Genomic DNA, 15,656 nt, shown 5'->3' on the forward strand with positions numbered 1-15,656 from the left:
AATATATGGAATTTTAAGTCTATTTTTGTTTAAAATAGGCAAATGAGTAATTTGAGAGGAGAATGGGTTTAAAAATTGCGTTTTAAAAGCTTCTGTTAGCTTAGTTACTTGATTCAACAACTTCCCCGTCCCAGCTACTCATCCCCTCTGAAACGTTAATCACATCATAACCTTCATTAGAAAGAATCTCGCTAGCTTCATGAGAGCGATTACCTGTTTCACAAATTATAATATAAGGCTCACCTTTAACAAGTGGTGAAAATTTGCTCTCTTGAATTTCAGAAATAGGCTTATTAATAGCACCTTCAATATGGCCTTTCTCATAATCATTAGTTTCACGTACATCGACGATTGTAAAACCTTCTTCTTGTTTAGTTAATACTTCATCAATCTCAATCGTCTGAAAATCAGCCATAACGTTTGTATCGTTACAAGCCATTAGTAACGTAATCGTAACTAAAACCATCAAAATAGTTAATTTCTTCATTAAAATCCTCCTTAATATGTTATTTTAATCTTAAAGAAATAATTGGGGAAGTGCCCATTATTTAGCATAGGATATAATGAGATAAATATGTACACAAATTGATTAAGATGAGGGGGAATCTTTGGTGAATAAGAGTCAGAATGGTGTTGAGCTTAATTTTATCCCTATTAAACCAGACAAACATCGGGATATTGTGATTCGCTTTCGGCGTGATTCTTATAGGGTGAGTTTTGGGACTGATCATAATTTAGATCTAGATGAATACCTCAGCTTTTTAAATGAAAAAGTGGAAAAGTTCCCAGCTGGGTTTGTCTTAGTGGAATATGAGGATGAGGTAATCGGTCAATTGGAGTTGTCGGTTCGTTATTATAACGGTCGCCAAATTGGGTATGTTCATTTATACTACCTCATACCAAGTAAACGTGGGAAAGGGTTGGGTGAGAAGTTACAAGAATATGCTGAAAGCTTCTTTAAGAAGCATGGTGTATCTGAATTCCACTTACGTGTATCACCAACTAATAAGCAAGCTAGAGCCTTTTACCGTAAGTTAGGTATGGAAGAATCAGGGCTTGAAGTAGATGGTAAGGTTATTCGAATGATTGGTCAGATCTAACCTTTTTTAAGGAAAATGATGAAAATGATCACGAAAAAAACAATCCAAAACACTAAAAACATATTGCCTAATAAAAAGTCTAACAAGTGAAAGCCCTCCTTTTTTAATCTATTTCTAGGATTACATAAATCAACTTAAAATGATATGGAAATTGATGATTTAGCAGGGAATTGTCATGAACCAGTCGAAATAAAGACATAACTAGATTAAAAGAAAGAGGGAGTATTATGGCTAAGGCAGTTGATTTAGGTCATGGCATTTCATTAATCGATTTGTATGATTTAGAGTTACCTAAAAGAACGGGAGCTTACGTTATTGAAGGGGATGAATTGACGATTGTTGAGACAAGTGCCAGTCCATCCGTTCCTTATTTATTAAAAGGGCTAGATGATTTAGGCTTAAATCTTGAAGACGTTAAGCATATTATAGTCACGCATATCCATTTAGATCATGCTGGTGGCGTAGGACTATTATTAGAGAAATGCCCTAATGCGACTGTTTATGTACATCCACGTGGCAAGCAGCATTTAAAGGACCCATCAAAGCTTATTAAAGGTGCTAAGGCAGTTTATGGAGAGAAGTTTGATGAATTATTTGACCCCATTGTCCCAGTACCAGAAGGAAGATTGCAAGAACAAGATGATAGTAGTCAGTTGAACCTAGGCGACCGCACTTTAACGTTTTACGATACGCCAGGTCATGCGAAGCATCATTTTTCCATTCATGATTCGAAAAGCAATAGTATCTTTACAGGTGATACAATTGGCGTGTATTACCCTGATTTATTAGAGTTTGATGTGGAATTCGTGTTACCGTCAACTTCACCTAACCAGTTTGACCCTGATATAATGCTAGATTCATTGGGTCGCGTTGAAAGTCTTGAGGTTGATGCGATTAATTTCGGTCATTATGGCCAATCGAGAAACCCTAAACGTGTCTATGCACAGATTCGTGAGTGGTTACCACGTTTTCTTGAGGTAAGTGAAGCGGCTTTAGAAAGCCATCAAGGAGCAAACCTTGATGATCAGACAGAAGCAGTTCAAAAAGCACTTTTTGATTTAATAGCTCAGCATTTAGACAGCCTGAATGTTCCAAAAGATCATAAGGTATATCAGTTTATTAAGCTGGACGCTGATGTTTGTGGATTAGGTATTGTTGATTATATTGCCAAGACTAAGAGGTAATTGAGTTTAACTATGTAAAAGGCTTTTAATCGGTGGTAGCCCTATTAAATAAGTGAATATAAGTTTTATAAGTCGGCTTGAATTATCAGCCGGCTTTTTTTATTTTCAAGATCACTTATTACCACATGTATTAGCCCCTTAAGGAAAAGTGGAATAAAGGGATTGACGAAATAGGTGATAGCGAATATAGTAATATACATGGATTATTTCCGAGTAAGTTTATCAGAAAAGGAGAATTAACATGACAACTAAGGTAGAACAACCGGTTAATGAAGTTAAAGACCCGGTATCTGTTGAGAAGAGCGATACTGGTTTAAATAAACCTCAAACAAAGTTGATCATTGGTGCTTTAGCTGTAACTGCTGTTTTAATGATTCATTTAATGACATCTTATGATGGCGTTCAGGCGTTGCTGCTCATCATTGGTCTTCTTTTAGGATATACGTTATTTCATGCTAGATTCGGTTTCACATCGGCATTCCGTCGATTAGCATCAGTCGGAAATGGGCAGGCGGTGAGGTCGCATATGCTCATGCTCGCTGTTGCTGTAACCCTTTTTGCGCCAATACTAGCATTTGGAATCTCGTTTTTTGATACAGGTGTATCTGGATACGTGGCTCCAATTGGTATTAGTTTAGTAGTTGGTGCTTTTATGTTCGGGATTGGTATGCAATTAGGTGGAGGCTGTGCATCAGGTACGTTATACGCTGTTGGTGGCGGTCGTACGGTGATGTTTGTGACATTGATCTTTTTCATTGTTGGTGCAACGGTTGGAGCTTATCATTTACCATTCTGGACAGAAGAAATGCCAGCATACCAACCTGTATCATTAGCTGAAACGACAGGATTTGGTTATGGTGGAGCATGGATGATTTCAATTGCTTTGTTTGGTCTAATTGCTTGGATTACATTAGTCATTGAAAGAAAAAGAAAAGCACCTAAAATGGCACCAGTACCATCTGAACAAGGATGGAAAAGAATCTTCCGTGGCTCTTGGCCATTATTTGCAGCTGCTATTGTGTTAGCAGGGTTAAACGCTCTAACTCTAATGACGCGTGGTGAACCTTGGGGAGTAACTTCAGCATTTGCGCTATGGGGCTCTAAAGTAGCAGACGTGATCGGCTTTGATGTTGCAAGCTGGGGTTATTGGCAAGGTGAAAGTGCAGCCGCATTAGAAGCTTCAATTCTAACAGATTCAACAACTGTACTGAACTTCGGTGTTATTATTGGTGCGTTCATCGCATCAGCTGCAGGTGGATTATTTAAGTTTACGAGATTAACGAAAGGTAATGTAGCAGCATCCATTATTGGTGGTTTACTAATGGGTTATGGTGCACGTCTAGCATTCGGTTGTAATATCGGTGCTTACTTCGGCGGGATCGCATCATTCAGCCTACACGGATACATTTGGGGAATTCTAGCCTTAGGTGGAACCTTCCTCGCCTTATATTTAAGGCCGCTCTTTGGCTTATCCGTACCAAAATCAAAAGATTCATTCTGTTAGATGTAACCCTCATACAGTCGTATGAGGGTTTTTTCATGTGAATAGCTCATAGAAATTGTGGAATAGCTCATAGAATTTGAAAAATGGCTCATAGAATACAGAAAATAGCTCATAGAAGTAAAATATTGGCTCATAGAATACAAGATTCGACAAAGTTTCTGCTTATTCGGTAATAAAGTACACCTATTCGGTAATAATCTCCACTCATTCGGTAATAAATTGTCCTATTCGGTAATAAATCGTCCTATTCGGTAATAATCCCCACTCATTCGGTAATAATCCACCAACCGTCATTCATACTCTGTTCATATTTCTTCTGTATAATGGAAAGGGAGAAAGGGGACTTAAAGCATGAAAAAGCAGCTGAAGTTTCTAGTCGTAGAAGATGATCCGCACATTAGTGATTTAATTAAATTATATATAAATAAATGGGGACATGATGTCATCGCTCGTTATGATGGTGAATCAGGGTTAGCAGCTTACTATGATGAGCAACCCGACTTTATTGTGTTAGATATTATGCTTCCTGATTTAGATGGGTGGGAAGTGTGCCGTGAAGTACGTCACGACCAAAAGCAAATACCGATTTTAATGCTTACAGGTAAAGGGGAAAGCTATGATCGAATTAAAGGTTTGGAGCTCGGGGCTGACGATTATGTTGTAAAACCGTTTGATCCTAACGAATTAATAGCTCGAATTAAAGCCATTTTAAGACGTTCACATCAATATGACCAACAGTATGAAGTACTTGAGTTTACTAACCTTTCAATTGATCTTAATGAATATATTGTAAAAGTAGAAGGTGAGCCGATTACACTGCCACCGAAGGAACTCGAGCTATTGTACTATTTAGCGTCTCATCAAAACCAAGTGTTTACCCGCCAGCAATTGCTTGACCATATTTGGGGGTTCGATTTTGACGGCGATCCGAGAACAGTTGATGTTCATATTAAACGTTTGCGTGAGAAAATATCGACTAACAACGAAGCAACCTGGGCGTTAAAAACAGTTAGAGGGGTAGGGTATAAGTTTGAAGTACATTCGTAAGTTGCGTGGCAAAATATTTATTAAACTGTTTTTAAGCTATGCGGGGATTATGTTAGCTTCTTTCGTTTTATTTGCTGGGGTGTTTATTTTTCTATTTCATCTGCAGCTTTATGATCAGTTTGAAGAGGAGTTTTCTTATCACCACGAGCATCTAGAACAACAGTGGCCTGTTGAAGATGAACGGCTAGCTGAGGAAATGTTAACCCAAAGTAAAAGTGAAGTGTTAATTTATAGTGATTGTACAAGTTGTGAGCCTTTTTATTGGAATGAAGGGCTGCTTACAGAAGCACAATCAGGTGAAATCACACATGACAGTATGTGGTTAGAAGATGGTGAGCTTGTCCATGTCGTGGCAGCACCGTTTCAAGATGATGATGTTATGTTGATGGCGTTTTATGACTTAAACCACGAGTACACTCAATTAGCTGTAATGCTGTTGACGCCTTTTATCATTACGTTAATGATTATGACAGTTATCGTTTGGGCAATTTCTAGAAAGATTACAGCTCCTTTAAAAGAACTAAATGACGTCGCATTAAAATTAGCAGAAGGTGACTTTTCTAAAAAGGCAAAACCGAAATCAAACGATGAAATTGCGCAACTTGGTGAAACGTTTAACTATATGGCAGAAGAGCTTGAAAGCCTTGAAGATATGCGTCGTGATTTTATCGCCAATGTTTCTCACGATTTACGTTCACCATTAACTTCGATTAAAGGGTTTCTTGTCGCCTTACTGGATGACACAATCCCAAATGATAAGCGAACGCATTATTACCACATTATGAAGGATGAAACAGAGCGACTGATCAAGTTAGTTAATGACCTATTAGATATGACACAACTCCAATCCGGTACTGTAAACATTCATAAATCAAGATATAATATTTCAGAACAAGTCCGCCAAATCGTTGCGAGAATGGAGCCACAGTTCAATGAGAAAGAGCTTGAGGTTGACCTTAGTTTAGAAGAAGTTGAAATTAACGCTGATAAAGATCGAATAGATCAATTGTTAGTTAATTTAATACAAAATGCGATTCAATTTTCAAAGCGTAATACAACAATCACAATACAAACTAAGATCATTGAAAATGGTGTCGCGATTTCTGTTACGGATGAAGGAGAAGGAATTAAGCAAGAAGATTTGAAAATGATATTTGAAAGGTTTTACAAATCTGATACATCGAGATCATCAAAAGTCGGTACAGGAATAGGTTTATCAATCGTCCAATCTATTGCAGACCTTCACGATGCAAAGGTCGATGTTACATCGCAACAAGGTAAGGGAGCAACCTTTTCAATTACTTTACCAAATAAATAACTCGACAATAAGCGACTGTATTTTTACAGTCGTTTATTTATGTTTAATCTGTTGTTCATGTTCTGTTCATATAGGCTTGTTATTATTTTTATAGATTGCTAGAAGAAAAGGGGTCGACCAATGGAGAAGTTATCGAGTTTAATTAAAACGAGAAAGCGTATGTGGGCTGTCATTATTATTTGGATTTTAGTAGTTGGAGCTTTAAGCGCAGCACCATCTGCCCAGCAACATACGATTAATACGGGGGAGTTTGATCTTCCGGCAGATGCTCATTCAGTTGTGGCATCTGAAAAAGTCGAAGAACACTTTCCAGATGAAAGTGGTTTACTTGCTTTACTCGTTTTAGAACATGATTCTGAGTGGAGTGAAGATGCATTTGAATCAGTTGGTGAGTTAAGTGAGTCATTGTGGGAGCAGGTTGAAGAAGATTCTTTGTTATCGTCTGTTCCATTTCACTTCTTCCCTGAGGATGTAAAAGAAGAATTCGTTTCGGATGATCAATCGACGTTAGTTTTACCTGTTACGTTACCAGACGGGCTTGAAATGGATGAAATTAATGCGAAAGTCGAGCAACTTCATAGTGAGGCAAGTGAAACAGTCTTAAATGCAGAAGTAAATGTGACAGGGCCTGCAGGAATTGCATCTGATACGATTACGATCTTTTCTAATGCTAATTTAGTGTTACTGTTTTCGACGATTGGCTTAGTATTAGTTTTACTAATTATTATTTATCGATCGCCCCTTCTTGCTTTAATTCCGTTGTTGGCAGCCTTATTTGTTTATCAAACGGTAGACCGAGTGTTAGGACTTTTTGCTGCGAATGACGTGTTTTATATTGAGACTCAATCGTTATCCATTGTGTCAATTTTACTTTTCGGTGCAACTGTAGACTATAGTTTATTTATTTTCTCACGGTTCAAAGAAGAGTTACGGCAAGTTGAGAGTAAACATGAAGCAATGGTTCGAGCTGTAACAGGTGTCGCTAGGCCGATTTTCTTCAGTGGTGGAACGGTTTTAGCAGCGATGCTTGTACTGTTTTTAGCGGTCTATGGACCTTATCAAAACTTTGCGCCTGTTTTCTCAATTACCATTGCCATTGTACTAATTGCAGGTTTAACCTTAGTTCCAGCCTTGTTCACAGCGTTTGGACGAAGAGCGTTTTGGCCTGACAAGCCTAAAGTAGGAGAAGATACGTTAGAGAAAAATCGCTTCTGGAGTAAAATGGGGAACTGGGTGACGAAGAAGCCATTTGTTGCAGCTGGGATTGTATTAGTATTCTTAATAGTAAACGGACTAAATGTAATGAATATCAATTATTCATTTAATCTATTAAACTCTTTCCCGGAAGAAATGGATTCGCGAGTTGGTTATGAAAAGTTAGAAGAACAGTTTCCACCTGGTGAGTTAGCCCCAGTCGTCATCGTTTTAGAAAGTGAAGAGGAGATCGTTTTTTCTGAAGAACAACTGCAAGAGCTGAATGAAATTAATACAGCCATTGTGGATTATGAAGGGGTAAGTGAAACGACATTACCATCTCATGATGTTTTTAAAGAAGGTGATCTTCAAGGAGAAACGTTCTCGATATCAGAAGATGAAACGGTTGTGAAACTTGAAGCATTGTTAGCACAAAATCCATATGACCATGAATCTTTAGACACACTCGAGTATTTAATAAATGAACATAACAAAATCATTGAAGGTACTAGCTTTTCGGGGATATATTTTGCAGGAGAGTCAGCACAACAAAGTGAGATTCGTGCTTATAATGAACGAGATACAGCTGTCGTTGTCGCCATTGTTACGCTAGTTATTTTAGCGATGCTAATGTGGCAATTGCGTTCGGTTGTCGCACCGATTTATATGATGACAACAATTTTAATCTCTTATTTCTCAGCTTTAGGAATTAGTTGGTTTATCTTTGATAACTTCCTCGGCTATGAAGGTATGAGTTACCGTATTCCGCTTTATGCTTTCGTCTTTTTAGTCGCACTCGGCGTTGACTACAACATTATGTTAATGTCTCGCATAAGAGAAGAGCGCCAAGAGTATGAAATGAAAGAAGCGGTTAGGCGCGGAGTTGCTTTAACAGGAGGAGTTATATCATCTGCAGGGATCATTCTTGCAGGGACGTTCGGCGTATTAATGACTCAGCCTATTTTAGAATTGTTTATGTTCGGTTTCATCGTGAGTTTAGGTATTTTAGTAGACGCCTTTTTAGTACGCGGTATGTTAGTGCCAGCAATTGCGACAATTTTAAAAAGATAAAGGGAGTGTTATAACATGTATGAATTATCGTATAGTTTACACATAGTTGGTGTCGCATTATGGATTGGAGCATTTATTGTTGTCGGCCTTTTATTAAGGTCATTGGCAAAATCTGAAGAAGAGTTAAAGAAACATTCGCTCGTAATAGAGAAGTTGCGTCGCATGATTAATTGGGTTGTGCTACCAAGTGGTATTGTTGTCATGTTAACAGGTGTGTATATGATCTTACAGTTTAACCGCGATACGTTGCCGCTGTACTTGAAGTTGATGGAAGAAATCGGTGGCGTTGCTATTTTACTAACTGTAATCGTCGTGTCCCTGTATAGTAAGAAGCTTAAAAAGAAGCTACAAGGCATTGAACTAAAAAAAGATAAGTCTTTAACAGCGATTACTAAAATGTATACGAACTTCTTATTTATTTCAACAATCCTTTCAATTGTCGTTGTCGTCATTGTTGCGATGAGGTTAGCTTAGCTGAATGAGAACTAGTAAAAACAAAAACCCCGACTCTAAACTCGAGTTGGGGTTAACTTCTAATAGGAATTACAAACCAAAATTCATTTGAATGATTATAACTTTTCACACCTATTGTCCCGTCATGTTTTTCGATGATTTCTTTAGCAATAGATAACCCGAGGCCACTTCCGCCAGATTCTCTAGAACGAGAGTGATCGACTCGGTAAAATCGTTCAAAAATCTTGTCTTGTTCATCAGTTGGAATTGGTTTGCCGCTCGTTGTAACAGAAGCATAATAATTCCCATCATTTTTGTATCCTCTAACTAAAACGGGCTGATCCCCCTCATGGTACCTTAAAGCATTATCTAATAAGTTGTTGATTACTTGTTGAATACCTTCTTGATTGAACTTAGCCATACAAGCTTCAACATCAACTTGAACAGGGATACTAGCTTGTGAAAAGCTCCACTCAAAAACAGAGACACTTTGTTTAATCACATCAGATACGTCTTGTACTGTATGATTGATAAATTGTTGGGCTGAAATATAGTCTAACTCTTTCAACTGATCAACTTGTTCAATTAATTGTTTTAAACGTTGTGATTCTAAATGTAAAGCTTGTAACGTCTCTTCGCTTGCTTCGATAACCCTAGATTTCATCGCATACAAATACCCATTTAGGTTAGAAACAGGCGTGCGTAATTCATGTGATAAATCAGCAATCATCTTATTTCTCACTTCGTCTTGTTGTTTCAATTGATCAATCAGTCCATTATAATGCTCAATTAATTCACCAACTTCATTGTTTGAATCATACTGAACTAAACTAGGGTTTTGTCCAGATTTCAACTCTTTTGTTGATTGAATTAATTGTCTAATCGGGCGTATTAAGTTTCGTGTTAAGTAAAAGTGAAGAATTCCCGCAATTAAAATAGCGACAATTGTAAAAATGACGAGATACTCAAACAATAATGCCTCAAACCGACTTTGAGTACTTGAATCTACTCCACTAATCGACTCAACGAGAAAACATGCCGTTTGATAAATCGCAAAGCTACTTAAAATAATGGCTACGGAAATAATCAACATATTTAATAGAGTTAGTCTGAACAATAACCCTTTAAAAAATGGATTCTTTCGGAACAAACTTATACCCCATTCCTCTTACTGTTTGGATTTTTTTAGGTTCATCTTTATCATGTAATTTCTCTCGTAGCTTTTTTATGTGAGCATCAATTGTACGATCATAAACGACATTTTCGCTTGCTGGGTACAACTGCTCGATTAGCTGATCCCGTGTTAAAACCGTATTCGGGTTTTGCATAAAGAAGTAAAGTAAATGGAATTCATGCTTAGTTAAGTTGATTTCTTCACCATTTAGTAATACTTCTCCTTTTCTAACCTTTAAGCATAGGCCATCATAAGTGATCTTCTGACAATAACGACCAGTTCTCCTTAAGACGGCCTCTACATGAGCAATTAACTCTTCAGGTTCGAAAGGCTTAGTTAAATAATCGTCCGCACCTATTCGAAGCAAATGGACTTTATCTTGAACTTGTGTTTTAGCAGATAAAATAATGATTGAAACTTCTTCTTGTTCATAGTCACGAACCCACTGGCAAAAATCTTCGCCACTAAGTTTAGGCAACATTAAATCTAATATAATTAAACAAGGTTGGTACTTAACAAACTTCTCTTGTGCTTCTAAACCATCTGAAGCTTCAATGACTTCATAATTGGCTTTCTCCAAATAAACTCGAATAAGATGACGAATCATTTGATCATCTTCAACGACTAAAATCGTTTGGTTCATGGCTAACACCTCTTAACCATTCATTATAAATAATTTATAGAGCCTAATCCATCTTTTCATATTCTTGGATCATCATGTCATAGTTCATCGCACCAAATGCTTTATATTGAATGATGCCATTTGAGTCAACCATATACGTCGTTGGAACAGGTAAGACGTGATACAGTGTTGACACTTCTTCGCCTTCATCAAAAAGAATAGGGAACGTTAATTCAAAATCATCAGCAAACTCTCTCACATCGTCTTTAGAGCTTTCTGTTTCAATTAAATCAATTGCTAAAATTTTAATATCTGTATTTTCATAGAAACGTTGCATGTCAGGCATTTCAGCACGACAAGGTGGACACCAAGTAGCCCAAAAATTAATCATAACACGTTGCCCGCGGAAGTCAGACAGTTTTACAGTATCTCCTTCTAACGTTTCAAGCTCAAAGTCAGGAGCTGTACTACCAATGTCTAATCCAACTTCAAGGTCCTCGGGGTCACCGCCATCAGGTTCACCACTTACCATAAAACCGTCTGTACCTTGTTCGTTTGTTTCTTCCTCTTTTATAACAAGGTCATACACCGTCCAACCAAACATTAATACAATGATGGCTAAAATAATAAGACGTTTCATATTATATTTTCCACCTTTCGTTTAACCTAAATTTGAAAACCAAGTATCATCAATTAGTTCTAATAAAAAGATCGAGATTCGTGTCATTTGGCCAGTAAATAGAAGAAGCCCCATAATGATCATGACGACACCACCGACTTTCATAATCATGCCGCTATACTTTACAATCCATCTCGTTCTGCCGATAAAGAACGTTAGAATTAGGAACGGTAAAGCGAAACCGATCACGTAAAAAATGGTGTAAAAAGCGCCTTGAGATGGGTTACTTGCTGCCGCAACTAAGATTGTTGCAAAAATTGGACCAATACATGGCGTCCACCCTGCGGCAAACCCCATTCCAACAAAGACAGTACCTAAGTAACCGGCAGGCTTTCTCGCGAAGTTAAAACGCTTCTCCTTCATAAACGTTTTAATATTGAGCCATCCACCTACGAAAAGTCCCATCACGATAATGAAAATACCAGCGATTCGTTGAATAAACTGACCTGATTCGCCAGCTAGGAAGCTTTGAATCCATTGTCCGATAAAAGATACACCAACACCTAAACCGATAAAAATTAACGATACACCGAATAGGAATAAAACAGAGTGAATAAGTAATTTAGACCTTACTTTCATATCTTTGTTGTTTTCTAATTCTTTTACACTTACCCCAGTAATGTAAGAAAGGTAGGCTGGAAAAAGAGGTAAAGTACAAGGAGATAAGAACGACAACATTCCAGCGCCTAAAGCTAACCATATTGTTAGGTCTGCTACATCAATCATGTTGCACCAACTTTCTTAATATTAGTTATTAATATTGATATTCCGCCCATAAACACAATCATAATGAACCACGGGGAAACCATATAAGAGAAAATGGTTATAAAGGGTTGTACTGTTGTTAAAGCAAGTTGCCCCAAGCTCCACAACGTAATAGTAACCCCACTTGAAATCCCAAATGATAAAGAGTTCATCATGACAAACGTAATTAAAACAATAAATAATAAAGTTAAGTAGTTAAACGAGTAAGTATGACCTTGCACAATAAGTTCCATAAATTCGTAAATAAATGAAGCGAATATGAAAATGGTTAAAAAGGCGTGTAAAAACGGTATAATTCGAATTTCCTTTTTCTTATGTTTTGCTATAAAAATTATAACGGCTACTGTTATGCCAAAGTAAAATTCTCTTGCCCCGCTCGGGTAGGCTAAAACAGCCATCGGGTCAGTTAAAATCAATGAAAGATTAAACACGACTTTACCAAGCCATATAAGTAAAACGATGTTTATAATAAAAGAAACGGTTTCATCTAAGTATTGTTTTTTAAGTTGTTTATTTAACGGGCTAATAAACATAAAAACAATAAAGCTTAACAAAAAGCTCACAATTATGATTGCGATCTGAATCATTGCAGTCGTCGTTGTCAATTTTCACCCTCCTATAACTTAAGCTTAAACCTCCAATGTGAAAGTTTGATGAAAGGTTAAATATTTCTTGCCAACAAATAGAGTTGTGCAGGATATTTTATTCGAATAACGAAATATAATTTATAAGGAGGGTTTGGATGAGTTACCGTGTTAAAAGAGATATAAAGATCCCTTTAAGGGACGAAGTGTTATTATCAGCAGATCATTATCAACCAGAAGAACAAGGTGTATACCCAGCGATCGTTGTAAGAACACCTTATGGAAAAACGCGAGAACAGCAACATTTGCAAGGTGAGTACTTCGCTGAACATGGCTATCACGTCATTAATGTTGATGTTAGAGGACGTGGAGATTCAGAAGGAGAGTTCGTCCCTTACCGCAATGATGGTGTTGACGGTTATGACGTCATCGAATGGGTCGCAAGCCAAACGTGGTGTGACGGAAATGTTGGTACTCTTGGAGGCTCATACTTAGGACGCATTCAGTGGCTAACCGCATTAGAGCAACCTCCATCACTTAAAGCGATGGTTCCACTAGTAACACCGTCAGATCCTTTTGTTGAATGGCCAACGGGATTACCAAATCCGATGCATATTTGTTGGTTATATATGACGCGAGGTCGTGTTATGCAAAATATTAATTTAGTTGATTGGCAAAAGGTTTACTGGACGTTACCTTATGTCGATATGGATTTACCGACAGGATGGTATTCCGAGCAGTGGCGTGAAGAAATTGAGCATCCATACTTTGATGACTATTGGAAACATATCGCTTATCAGCACCGTTTTGATGAAATTGACGTACCAGTCTTAAATATTTCAGGTTGGTATGATGATGAACAAATCGGGACGCCATTAAATTACCAAGGCATGGTTGAAGCAGGCAAGTCTGATCAACATTTGTTAATGGGTCCTTGGCCACATCAACTTAACAAATCAACCAAACTAGGTGACCTAGACTTTGGAGAAGAATCGCTAATTAATATGAATGACTATCAGCGAAGCTTTTTTGACTACTACTTAAAAGGAATTGACCAAGGGTTCACTAAGAAGGAGCCCGTCGAAATTTTCGTAATGGGAGAAAATAAGTGGAGACAAGAAAAAACGTGGCCTCTACCAAATACGAAGTGGACCAAATTTTACTTACATAGTGGTGGCAAGGCAAATAGCCGTTTTGGAGATGGTGTTTTAAGTGCGAGTGGTCCAGCTAAGAGTGAGGCGGATTATGACCAGTACGCTTATGACCCAGCCAACCCGGTACCATTCATCACTGAAATGGTATCACACCAAATTGGTGGTCCAGATGACTACTCTTCAATTGAAAGAAGAGATGATGTACTAGTTTATACAAGTGACGTATTAGAAGACGATCTAGAGGTGACAGGGCCAGTAAAAGCAAATTTATTCGTATCAACTGATGCGAAAGATACTGACTTTACGGTCAAATTACTAGATGTAAGGCCGAGTGGTTTTGCCCAACGTTTAACAGACGGGCTCGTTCGCGGCCGTTTCCGTAACGGCACTGACAAGCCTGAACTAATGACCCCAGGTGAAGTTTACGAAGTGGAAGTCGACTGTTGGAATACGTCACACGTCTTTAAAAAAGGTCATCAAATCCGAATTGAAATCGCATCAAGTGCTTTTCCGAAGTATGACTGCAACTTAAATACAGGAGATGAATTAGGTAAAACGACTGAGGTGAAAGTGGCGAATCAAACGGTCTACCACTCGGAGCAGTATCCATCTTCTGTCGTATTGCCGATTATTAAAAGATAAACAGAAAAGGTGATTGAAGGATGAACTTAGATACGCCAAGTTTATTAATACAACAAGATACAATGGAGCGTAACTTAATGAGTATGGTTGGTTTTGCCCAATCACAACACATTGCATTACGCCCTCACATTAAAACACATAAAAGTGTCCATATTGCTAAAAGGCAAGTTGAAGAAGGAGCGGTTGGGGTAACCGTTGCTAAACTGGATGAAGCTGAAGTTATGATCGATGGTGGTATTGAAGATATTTTTATTGCCTATCCAATTACTAATAAACAAAAAGCAAACCGTTTAAAAGAGTTAACTAAACGAGCTAATATAATTGCTAGCGTTGACTCTGAGGTCGGCGCAAAAGCTTTAAGTGACACATTTGAAGGTGAAGTGCTAGAAGTATGGATTAAAGTGAATTCTGGGTTGAACCGTTGTGGTGTCGAGCCAGGTGAAGAGACAGTTAGCCTAGCCAAGTATATAGCAGCACTTCCAGGCCTTGAATTAACTGGTTTATATACTCATGCTGGCCATTCTTACGGTGCTAAGTCAAATGAAGAACGGAAAAGTATAGCCAAGTATGAAGCAGAAAGTGTTGTAAAGAGTGCAAAAGCGTGTGAAGTTGAAGGGATCCGTATTCGGCATCGAAGTGTTGGTGCTACCCCAACGTTCATGGATGCAGGTAAGGTTAAGGGTGTAACTGAAATTAGACCAGGGAATGCGATCTTTTATGATATGGTTCAAGTTGGTTTAGGTGTAGCTCAACCTGAAGATTGTGCTTTAACTGTACTTGCCACGGTTGTTGCTAAACATTCTGATCGTATAGTGATTGATGCAGGAAGCAAATCATTGTCACTTGAAAAAGGAGCACATGGTAACGAAAGTGTTGTCGGGTTTGGTCATGTCATTGGTTACCCAAGTTTAGTTATTGAAAGGCTGTCTGAAGAGCATGGTGTCATTCCAATAGATGAACAGTGTGAGTTGGAAGTTAATGATACAGTCGAAATCATCCCAAACCATGCTTGCGTAGTAGCTAACTTATTTCATGAGTATGTCGTTTGTAATGAAAACGAAGTGGTAAACAATTGGCCAGTTGATGCGCGTGGTGGTCTGAAATAAAAATAACGAATAAATCACCCCTAAATTCTCAAGCTATAAATACAGAATTTGGGGGTGTA

15 protein-coding genes are annotated in these 15,656 nt (G+C 37.9%); 9 read left to right on the forward strand and 6 right to left on the reverse strand.

What is annotated here, in order from left to right; translation table 11 throughout:
- Nucleotides 1–100: 100 nt before the first annotated feature.
- Entirely contained in the window at nt 101–487 is a 387-nt protein-coding gene (locus tag ABDZ63_RS10920) for a rhodanese-like domain-containing protein (RefSeq protein WP_343783562.1), read from the reverse strand.
- A 124-nt stretch (nt 488–611) separates the two neighbouring features.
- Between ABDZ63_RS10920 and ABDZ63_RS10925 the strand changes: the two genes are divergently transcribed.
- The 7 genes from ABDZ63_RS10925 to ABDZ63_RS10955 all read left to right on the forward strand — a co-directional run bounded on the left by ABDZ63_RS10925 (nt 612) and on the right by ABDZ63_RS10955 (nt 8,892).
- Complete coding sequence (locus tag ABDZ63_RS10925; protein ID WP_343783563.1) at nt 612–1,100, forward strand: GNAT family N-acetyltransferase; 489 nt, start codon at nt 612–614, stop codon at nt 1,098–1,100.
- A 227-nt stretch (nt 1,101–1,327) separates the two neighbouring features.
- Complete coding sequence (locus ABDZ63_RS10930) at nt 1,328–2,284, forward strand: MBL fold metallo-hydrolase (protein WP_343783564.1); 957 nt, start codon at nt 1,328–1,330, stop codon at nt 2,282–2,284.
- Between the two features lie 241 nt (nt 2,285–2,525).
- A complete protein-coding gene (locus tag ABDZ63_RS10935) occupies nt 2,526–3,788 on the forward strand; it encodes a YeeE/YedE family protein (RefSeq protein WP_343783565.1) in 1,263 nt (420 codons plus the stop codon).
- Nucleotides 3,789–4,139: 351 nt separating this feature from the next.
- Entirely contained in the window at nt 4,140–4,835 is a 696-nt protein-coding gene (locus ABDZ63_RS10940; protein WP_343783566.1) for a response regulator transcription factor, read from the forward strand.
- Nucleotides 4,819–6,153, forward strand: coding sequence for a sensor histidine kinase (locus ABDZ63_RS10945; RefSeq protein WP_343783567.1), 1,335 nt, complete (start codon nt 4,819–4,821; stop codon nt 6,151–6,153). Before ABDZ63_RS10940 ends, ABDZ63_RS10945 begins: the two co-directional genes overlap by 17 nt.
- A gap of 120 nt (nt 6,154–6,273) precedes the next feature.
- Complete coding sequence (locus ABDZ63_RS10950; RefSeq protein ID WP_343783568.1) at nt 6,274–8,418, forward strand: MMPL family transporter; 2,145 nt, start codon at nt 6,274–6,276, stop codon at nt 8,416–8,418.
- A gap of 15 nt (nt 8,419–8,433) precedes the next feature.
- Nucleotides 8,434–8,892 carry a hypothetical protein gene (locus ABDZ63_RS10955; protein WP_017187222.1) on the forward strand — a complete coding sequence of 153 codons (459 nt, stop codon included), beginning with the start codon at nt 8,434–8,436 and terminating at the stop codon, nt 8,890–8,892.
- A gap of 52 nt (nt 8,893–8,944) precedes the next feature.
- Here ABDZ63_RS10955 and ABDZ63_RS10960 read toward each other — a convergent pair whose 3' ends face one another.
- Genes ABDZ63_RS10960 through ABDZ63_RS10980 form a run of 5 tightly spaced genes read right to left on the reverse strand, consistent with a single transcriptional unit; the run spans nt 8,945 to nt 12,716 of the window.
- On the reverse strand, nt 8,945–9,964 hold the full coding sequence (locus ABDZ63_RS10960; RefSeq protein WP_343783569.1) for a sensor histidine kinase: 1,020 nt from the start codon (nt 9,962–9,964) through the stop codon (nt 8,945–8,947).
- Between the two features lie 31 nt (nt 9,965–9,995).
- Entirely contained in the window at nt 9,996–10,688 is a 693-nt protein-coding gene (locus tag ABDZ63_RS10965; protein ID WP_146813718.1) for a response regulator transcription factor, read from the reverse strand.
- Nucleotides 10,689–10,731: 43 nt separating this feature from the next.
- On the reverse strand, nt 10,732–11,307 hold the full coding sequence (locus ABDZ63_RS10970; protein ID WP_146813716.1) for a peroxiredoxin family protein: 576 nt from the start codon (nt 11,305–11,307) through the stop codon (nt 10,732–10,734).
- A 21-nt stretch (nt 11,308–11,328) separates the two neighbouring features.
- Nucleotides 11,329–12,072 (reverse strand): cytochrome c biogenesis CcdA family protein, encoded by a 744-nt coding sequence (locus ABDZ63_RS10975; RefSeq protein WP_017185798.1) that lies wholly within the window; start codon nt 12,070–12,072, stop codon nt 11,329–11,331.
- Nucleotides 12,069–12,716 carry a hypothetical protein gene (locus tag ABDZ63_RS10980; RefSeq protein ID WP_146813714.1) on the reverse strand — a complete coding sequence of 216 codons (648 nt, stop codon included), beginning with the start codon at nt 12,714–12,716 and terminating at the stop codon, nt 12,069–12,071. The genes ABDZ63_RS10975 and ABDZ63_RS10980 overlap by 4 nt, the downstream gene beginning before the upstream one ends.
- A gap of 137 nt (nt 12,717–12,853) precedes the next feature.
- Here ABDZ63_RS10980 and ABDZ63_RS10985 point away from each other — a divergent pair, with 137 nt between their 5' ends.
- A complete protein-coding gene (locus ABDZ63_RS10985) occupies nt 12,854–14,491 on the forward strand; it encodes a CocE/NonD family hydrolase (protein ID WP_343783570.1) in 1,638 nt (545 codons plus the stop codon).
- A 20-nt stretch (nt 14,492–14,511) separates the two neighbouring features.
- A complete protein-coding gene (locus ABDZ63_RS10990) occupies nt 14,512–15,597 on the forward strand; it encodes an alanine racemase (protein WP_343783571.1) in 1,086 nt (361 codons plus the stop codon).
- Nucleotides 15,598–15,656: the final 59 nt, after the last annotated feature.

Origin of the sequence: Alkalibacillus silvisoli (assembly GCF_039521975.1) — a bacterium.
GTDB lineage: Bacteria > Bacillota > Bacilli > Bacillales > Alkalibacillaceae > Alkalibacillus > Alkalibacillus silvisoli.

Bases quoted from the DNA above. Each gene is read 5' to 3' on its own strand.
- ABDZ63_RS10940 (WP_343783566.1), top strand. From the start codon at position 4,140: ATGAAAAAGCAGCTGAAGTTTCTAGTCGTAGAAGATGATCCGCACATT.
- ABDZ63_RS10955 (WP_017187222.1), top strand. From the start codon at position 8,434: ATGTATGAATTATCGTATAGTTTACACATAGTTGGTGTCGCATTATGG.
- ABDZ63_RS10960 (WP_343783569.1), bottom strand. From the start codon at position 9,964: ATGTTGATTATTTCCGTAGCCATTATTTTAAGTAGCTTTGCGATTTAT.
- ABDZ63_RS10965 (WP_146813718.1), bottom strand. From the start codon at position 10,688: ATGAACCAAACGATTTTAGTCGTTGAAGATGATCAAATGATTCGTCAT.
- ABDZ63_RS10935 (WP_343783565.1), top strand. From the start codon at position 2,526: ATGACAACTAAGGTAGAACAACCGGTTAATGAAGTTAAAGACCCGGTA.
- ABDZ63_RS10920 (WP_343783562.1), bottom strand. From the start codon at position 487: ATGAAGAAATTAACTATTTTGATGGTTTTAGTTACGATTACGTTACTA.
- ABDZ63_RS10970 (WP_146813716.1), bottom strand. From the start codon at position 11,307: ATGAAACGTCTTATTATTTTAGCCATCATTGTATTAATGTTTGGTTGG.
- ABDZ63_RS10930 (WP_343783564.1), top strand. From the start codon at position 1,328: ATGGCTAAGGCAGTTGATTTAGGTCATGGCATTTCATTAATCGATTTG.
- ABDZ63_RS10975 (WP_017185798.1), bottom strand. From the start codon at position 12,072: ATGATTGATGTAGCAGACCTAACAATATGGTTAGCTTTAGGCGCTGGA.
- ABDZ63_RS10950 (WP_343783568.1), top strand. From the start codon at position 6,274: ATGGAGAAGTTATCGAGTTTAATTAAAACGAGAAAGCGTATGTGGGCT.
- ABDZ63_RS10990 (WP_343783571.1), top strand. From the start codon at position 14,512: ATGAACTTAGATACGCCAAGTTTATTAATACAACAAGATACAATGGAG.
- ABDZ63_RS10985 (WP_343783570.1), top strand. From the start codon at position 12,854: ATGAGTTACCGTGTTAAAAGAGATATAAAGATCCCTTTAAGGGACGAA.